Here is a 7015-nt window from a genome sequence, read left to right as displayed (position 1 = left end):
GGGGGAGGCCGAGGGCGACACGGAAACCGGTGTGGTGCAGCCGGTGTTGTTCGCGTTCGAGGTGGCGTTGTACCGGTTGTGGCGCTCCTGGACGCCGCAGCCCGAGGTGGTGCTGGGGCATTCGCTGGGCGGGATCACGGCGGCGTACGTGGCCGGGGTGTTCTCGTTGGAGGGTGCGGTCGCTCTGGTGGCGGCGCGGGCCCGGTTGATGGGCGAACTGCCGTCCGGTGGGGCGATGCTGGCGGTGGGGGCGAGTGAGGCGCAGGTGGTGGCGCTTCTTACGGAGTGCCGCCCGGGGGTGGTGGGGGTCGCGGCGGTGAACGGCCCGGCGTCGGTGGTGGTGTCGGGTGAGGCCGAAGCGGTGGACCTCGTACGGGAGTTGTGCAGGGAGCGTGGCTGGCGGGCGAAGCGCCTCGCGGTGTCGCACGCGTTCCATTCGGTGCTGATGGAGCCGGTGCTGGCCGGGCTGCGGGAGGTGGTGGCGGGTATCGAGCTCGCGGAGCCGTCGATCCCGCTGGCCTCGGACGTGACGGGCCGCCTCGCGACTCCGGCCGAGGTGTGCGATCCGGAGTACTGGGTGCGGCAGGTCTGCGAGCCGGTGCGTTTCGCCGACGCGGTGGGCGCGGCCCGGGCCGAAGGCGCGTCCGTGTTCGTGGAGTTGGGGCCGGAGGCGGCGCTGACGCCGATGGTCGCCGAGTGCACGGCCGGCACCGACGCCACCGCCCTGCCCCTCCAGCGCCGGAACCGCGACCCCCGGGAGGCCCTGGCGGCCGGACTCGCCGCCGCCTTCGTCCACGGCACACCGGTCGACTGGGCCGCCACCGTGACCGGCGCCCAGCGGGTGGACCTGCCGACCTACGCCTTCCAGGGCCGCCCCTACTGGCTCGCCCACGAGGCGCCGGCACCGGAACCGGGCCCCGCCACCGAACCACGGCCGGAGCCCGCCGCCGCACTCCCGGACAGCGGGTTCTGGGAGGCCGTCGAGCACACCGACCTCGACCGGCTCACCGCGCTGCTGGACGTCCCCGCCGACGCGCCGCTGCGCGAGCTGCTGCCCGCGCTCGCCGCCTGGCGCACCGAGGACCGCGCCGATCGTACGGCCCGCTCCTGGCGCCACGAACTGCGCTGGGAGCCCTGGACCCCCGCCGCGACGCCCGCCGCCCTCACCGGGTGCTGGCTCCTCGTCCACACCCCCGCCGGCGCCGGCCTCGCCGACGCGGTGGAGCCGGTGCTCACCGCCGCCGGCGCCCGGGTGCTGCGCCGCGAACTCGCCGCCGAGACCGCCGAGACCGCCGAGACCGCCGAGACCGTCGAGTCCACCGAGCCCGCCGAGCCCGCCGACCGGGCCGACCTCGCCGCCTGGCTGGCCGAGTCGGCTCCCGCCGGAGTCGTCTCCCTGCTCGGCGCGGAGCCCGCGAAGGAGGCCGGTGACGGCCCGGCCCTGGTGCAGGCCGTGACGGCCGCCGCCATCCTGGTCCAGGCCCTGGCGGACGCGGGCACCGCCGCCCCGCTCTGGTGCCTGACGGCCGGCGCCTGCTCGGTGCTCGGCGAGGACCTGGCCGGCGCGACGGGCGCCGGGATCTGGGGCCTGGGCGGCGTCATCGGCCTCGAACACCCGGACAGCTGGGGCGGGTTGGTCGATCTGCCGGCCTCCCCCGACGACCGCTCCCTGGCCACCCTGCCGGCCGTCCTGGCCGAGGCCGGGGGAGAGGACCAGTTCGCGATCCGCCCGCTCGGCACCTTCGTCCGCCGCCTGGCCCGCCCCGCCGACGCGGAGCGCCCCGCCCGTCCGGCCCGGCGCTGGCGGACCGGCGGCACCGCGCTGATCACCGGCGGCACCGGCGCCCTGGGCGGGCACGCGGCCCGCTGGCTGGCCTCCCGCGGGGCCGAGCGGGTGCTGGTGCTGGGCCGCCGCGGAGCGGCCGCCCCCGGCCTGGACGGGCTGCGCGCCGACCTGGCGGCGGACGGCGTCGACCTGGTGCCGATCGCCTGCGACCTCGCCGCGCCGGACGCCGTCGACCGGCTCGGCGAGGCGCTGCGCGACGAACTGCCGTACATCCGCACGGTGCTGCACGCCGCCGGGGTCGCCGGACCGGCCCGGCTGCTCGACACCGACCCGGCCGGGATCGCCGCCACGATCACCGCCAAGGCCGCCGGGGCGCTGGCCCTGGACGAGCTGTTCGGCACGGCCGAGCTCGACGCCTTCGTGCTCTACTCCTCCGGCGCCGGGGTCTGGGGCGGCGCCGCCCAGGGCGCCTACGCGGCCGCCAACGCCCACCTGGACGCGCTGGCCGTGCTCCGCCGCCGGCGCGGTCTCGCCGCCACCGCCGTCGCCTGGGGCCCGTGGGCCGCCGGCGGCATGGCGGACGGCGAGGCCGGCCGCCACCTCGCCCGGCTCGGCGTGCGGCCGATGGACCCGGCCACCGCCCTGACCGCCCTCGGCCAGGCCCTGGACGAGGACCTGACCTGCGTGACGGTCGCCGACGTGGACTGGTCCCGTCTCGCCCGCAGCTACGCCGCCGCCCGCCCCCGGCCGCTGATCGCCGACCTGGTCGGGCCCGAGCGCGCGACGCCGGACGCACCGCCGACGAGTCCGGCCCCCGCCGACGCGCCGCGCCCGCTCCGGGAGCGGGCGGCCGAACTGTCCCCCGCCCAACTGGCCGCCGAACTGCTCGACCTGGTCCGCACCGAGGTCGCCGCCCAGCTCGGCCACCCCGACGCCGCCGCCGTCGACCCGCACCAGCCCTTCCGCGAGATGGGCTTCGACTCGCTGGCCACCATCGGGCTCGCCCGGCGGCTCGGCGAGGCCACCGGCCTGGACCTGCCCAGCACCCTGGTCTACGACCACGCCGGCGCGACCGCGCTCGTCGCGCACCTGGCCGACGCGCTCGCCGACGCCCCGGCCGGGGGCAGCGCCGCGCGGCACCTGCCCAGGCCGGAGCCCGGCACCGAGGAGTCCAACGAACTGCTCGGCTCCCTCTACCGCCAACTCGCCCTGCGCGGACAGATGGACGACGCGGAGGCGCTGCTGGTCGGCGCCTCCGGGCTGCGCGAGACCAGCGCGGACCGGCGGCGGCTCGCCGCCCTGGCCGGCTCCGTCCGGATGTCCGAGGGCGGCGGGCACCCCCGGCTGATCTGCTTCCCGCCGTTCGCCCCGGTCGACGGCGCCATCCAGTTCGGCCGGCTGGCCACCGCCTTCGACGGGTTCTGTGCGACCGCCGTCCTGACCGTCCCCGGCTTCCGCTCCGGCGAGCCGCTCGCGGCCTCCCGCGACGTCCTGCTCGACCTGCTCGCCGACGCCACCCTGCGGTGCGCCGGGGGCGAGCCGTTCGTGGTGCTCGGCTACTCCTCCAGCGGCTGGCTCGCGCACGGCGTCACCAGCCGCCTCCAGGCGGCTGGTAGCGCCGCCGCCGGCACCGCGCCGACCGGCCAGGTGCTGCTGGACACCTACCTGCCGGCCAGCATGTCGCGCCGGATGCGCAGGGCGATGAACTACGAGGTGATCGTGCGCCGCCACGCGTTCACCGCGCTCGGCTACGTCGGCCTCACCGCGATCGGCAGCTACCGGCGGATGTTCCGCGGCTGGGAGCCCGAGCCGACCGCCGTGCCGACGCTGTTCGTCCGGCCGTCGCGCTGCGTCCCGGGCTCGCCCGAGGATCCGATGACCGGCGAGGAGTGGCGCTCCGCCTGGCCCCACGCGCACACCGCCGTGGAGGTCGAGGGCGACCACTGCACCATGATCGGCGAGCACGCGGAGCGGACCGGCGCCGCGGTGCGCGACTGGATCGCCGGGCTGTCCCCGTCCGCCCCCTGACCACGACCCCGCCCCGACCCGCACCGGCCCCCTGACCGTACGAAGGGATCCCCATGACCCAGCCCAGCACCACGACCGCGCCGGCGCTGCCCGTGCCCGGCTCGACCGGCCACCTCGACGCGGCCTTCCTCGCCGACCGGGCCGCCATCCAGGACGTCGTCGCCGCCTACAGCCTGTACTACGACTCCGGCGACTTCGACGCGCTCGGCGAGCTCTTCACCGAGGACGCCACCTTCACCTTCACCCCGGCCCCCGAGGGCTTCCCGCCCTCCGTCGCCACCCGCGAGCGGATCGTCTTCGCGATGGCCGCGTTGTACCGGCACCACACCGAGACCCGCGGCGCGCACCAGCGCCACCTCACCGCCAACACCGTGGTCACCCGCCTGGACGCCACCACCGCCGAGGCCCGCTCGCTGCTCTCCCTCACCTTCGCCCTCGACGACGGCGGCTTCGAGCTCGGCCGCAGCGGCTCGTACGTCGACCGGCTGGAGAAGGACGGCGACCGCTGGCGGATCGCGAGCCGGCACGTGTGGCTGCGCGACCTCCCCCCGGTCGGCGCCGCCGCCCCGGACGGGCAGGAGGGGTCGGCGTGATCCCCGTCCTGGACCTCGTCCAGATCTCCGCCCTGCCGGACGCCGAGCGCGAACTCGGCGAGCTGGCCCGCCGTTACCCGGTCGTCCGCACCCGGCAGGCGGACGGCACCGAGGCGTGGACCGTCCTCGGCGCCGAGGCCGCCCGGCGGCTGCTCGGCGACCCGCGGCTCTCCAACGACCTCCACCGGTACGCGCCGCAGGCCGCGCAGACCCCGGACGGGCCGGTCGTGCTCTTCGAGCAGGACAACCCGGACCACGCCCGCTACCGGCGGCTGGTCAGCGCCGCCTTCGCCTCCCGCACGGTGCGCTCGCTGGAACCCCGACTCGCCGAGCTCGCCCGCGGCCTGCTGGACGCCCTGCCGCCGGCGGGGGAGGCCGACTTCGTGGCCGCCTTCGCCTACCCCTTCCCGCTGGAGGTGATCTGCGAACTGCTCGGCGTGCCGCCCGGGGACCGCGAGGTGTTCCACGCCCGGGTGCAGAACATGGACTCGCCCTCGCTGCCGGTCCGCCAGGCCGCGATGGACGCGTTCGCCGCCTACTGCACCAAGCTGGTCGAGGCCAAGCGCCGGCAGCCGACCGAGGACCTGCTGAGCGAACTCGTCGCCGCGCGGCTGGACGACGGACACGCCCTCAGCCTGGAGGAACTCGTCGGGTTCTGCTCCGTCCTGCTGTTCGCCGGGCACGTCACCACCGGCCACGTCATCGCCAGCGCCCTGCTCGAACTCCTCAACCATCCCGAGGAGTTGGAGGCCGTCCGGGCGGACCCGGCACTGGTCGCGGGCGCCACCGAGGAGGCGCTGCGCTACCACGGCTCCGTCCTGTCCACCACCAACCGGGTGGCCGTCGACGACCTCGACATCGAGGGCGTCCTGGTCCGCAGGGGCGAGCTGGTCCGCTTCCTGCCCTCCGCCGCCAACCGGGACCCGGCCGTCCGTGCCGACCCGCACGCCTTCGACCCGCCGCGCGCGACCGCCGCCCACCTCGCCTTCGGCCACGGCCCGCACTTCTGCCTCGGCCACCAGCTGGCCCGGCAGGAGATCAGGACCGCCCTGACCGAACTCCTGGCCCGCTACCCCGTCCTCGAACTCGCAGTCCCGGCTGCGAAGTTGACCTGGCATTCCTCGGACGTGCTGCGCGGGCTCACCGCGCTGCCGCTGCGCTTCGCCAGCTGACCGGCGCCGCCGAACGCGGAGGGGCCCGGAAGGCGCGAACGCCTTCCGGGCCCCTCGTGCGGTCCTTAGCCGCAGACCTTGTCGGACGGGAAGAGGATGGTGCGGTAGCCCCACTCGAAGTGGGCCTTGATGGCCCGCCCCGGGATCCGGTCGTGGTCACCCTCGGGGATGGCCTGCGGGTTCCAGCCGCGGGGCACCAGCTTGGTCGCCGAGTTCCAGTCCCACTGGTCGTCCACCCGGAAGTGGATGTCCACGATGCGGTACCCGTTCTTCGCCTGCTGGACGTTGGTGACCTTGGCGTAGACGTTGAACGAGCCGAGGATCGACTTGGATTCGTAGTTGGTGCCGACGTTGCCGTTGGTCAGCACCCCGGTGACGTCGTCGGCGATCCCGAGCAGGACCCCGACCTTGTTCAGCGGGAACGAGGAGTCCGGGAGCTTTCCGGTGTCCTCGTAACTGTTGCGGACCTCCTCGCCGATCGCCTGCGGCCCCTTCGCCTGGTAGTTGTCGAGGACCTTGGTGATCGTGTCCTTGACCTCCTGCTGCTTGGTGAGGTCCATCAGGAGCGGGTCGCCCGCGCCGAAGTTCACCACGTCCTTGTGGTCGAAGGTGTCGGTGAGCCAGGCCCGGAGGATGTCGTGCGCCCGGTCGTCGTTGTGCGGGTAGGTCGTCACGCTGTAGACCCCGCAGCTGACCTCCGCGCAGAACTGGACGGCTTCGCCGAGCTCGTTGGAGAGGTCGCAGATCTTCTTCCCCGCCGGGCACGGATCGCCGCCCGTCTGCGCGGGCGCGGGCCGCGACTTGAAGGAGGGGAGGTCGGTGCTGGAGTTCGTGGCCGGCGGCCGGTAGTAGTTGTGCGGGCGGGACTTGCGGATGGTGTCGGTCCAGACGCCGTGGTCCGAGGTCCAGGTCTCCTGGACGGTCTGGCCCTCCGGGGTCCGGCAGGCGCCGAAGCCGCCGCAGACGCCGTCAGGGCGCAGGCCACTGGGGTCGGAGAGGTTGACGGGGTCGTTGTCGCTGTAGGCGTAGCCGTTCCACTGCTGCGGGTCGGCCTCGTCCATGAGCGGGTCGGGGCTGATGAACCGTCCGGTGGCCGGGTCGTACTGGCGGGCGCCGAGGCTGGTGAGCCCGGTGGCGTCGTCCTTGCTGCCGCCGACGAAGCCCTTCGTCCCGGCCCACTGCCCGGCCGCGGGCTGAGTGCCGCGCGGGTTGCCGAAGGGGTCGGCGGCCCGGCGGGTGACGGTCATCGCCGCGTCGGTGCCGATCTGCAGGCCGTTGGTGCCGTGCGGGTCGGCGGCCTGGATCTGGACGGTGCTGCCGCCGTCGGCGGTGGTGCTGCGGGTGAAGGTCAGGCCGCCGGGGGCGGGGAGGGAGCGGACGTTGCTGACGGTGCCCGCGCTGTCGAGGGTGATCTCGTCGGTGGCCAGGGTGAGCGT

4 protein-coding genes are annotated in these 7015 nt (G+C 75.3%); 3 read left to right on the top strand and 1 reads right to left on the bottom strand.

The window, feature by feature from the left end; genetic code table 11:
- Nucleotides 1-31: 31 nt before the first annotated feature.
- Genes VM95_RS45375 through VM95_RS36515 form a run of 3 tightly spaced genes read left to right on the top strand, consistent with a single transcriptional unit; the run spans nucleotide 32 to nucleotide 5579 of the window.
- Complete coding sequence (locus tag VM95_RS45375) at nucleotides 32-3814, top strand: SDR family NAD(P)-dependent oxidoreductase (protein ID WP_052707799.1); 3783 nt, start codon at nucleotides 32-34, stop codon at nucleotides 3812-3814.
- Between the two features lie 53 nt (nucleotides 3815-3867).
- The gene (locus VM95_RS36520) at nucleotides 3868-4407 is read left to right on the top strand and encodes a nuclear transport factor 2 family protein (RefSeq protein WP_045705394.1); all 540 of its coding nucleotides are present in this window, start codon (nucleotides 3868-3870) and stop codon (nucleotides 4405-4407) included.
- Nucleotides 4404-5579, top strand: coding sequence for a cytochrome P450 family protein (locus tag VM95_RS36515; RefSeq protein WP_052707798.1), 1176 nt, complete (start codon nucleotides 4404-4406; stop codon nucleotides 5577-5579). The genes VM95_RS36520 and VM95_RS36515 overlap by 4 nt, the downstream gene beginning before the upstream one ends.
- Before the next feature lie 65 nt (nucleotides 5580-5644).
- On the opposite strand, the gene VM95_RS36510 is transcribed toward VM95_RS36515, so the two are convergent.
- Nucleotides 5645-7015, bottom strand: a 1371-nt coding sequence (locus VM95_RS36510; protein ID WP_045705392.1) for an RHS repeat-associated core domain-containing protein, incomplete at its 5' end; no start/stop codon positions are given.

Origin of the sequence: Streptomyces rubellomurinus (genome assembly GCF_000961885.1) — a bacterium.
GTDB classification, from domain to species: domain Bacteria; phylum Actinomycetota; class Actinomycetes; order Streptomycetales; family Streptomycetaceae; genus Kitasatospora; species Kitasatospora rubellomurina.
This window is presented reverse-complemented; position numbering and strand designations above follow the sequence as displayed.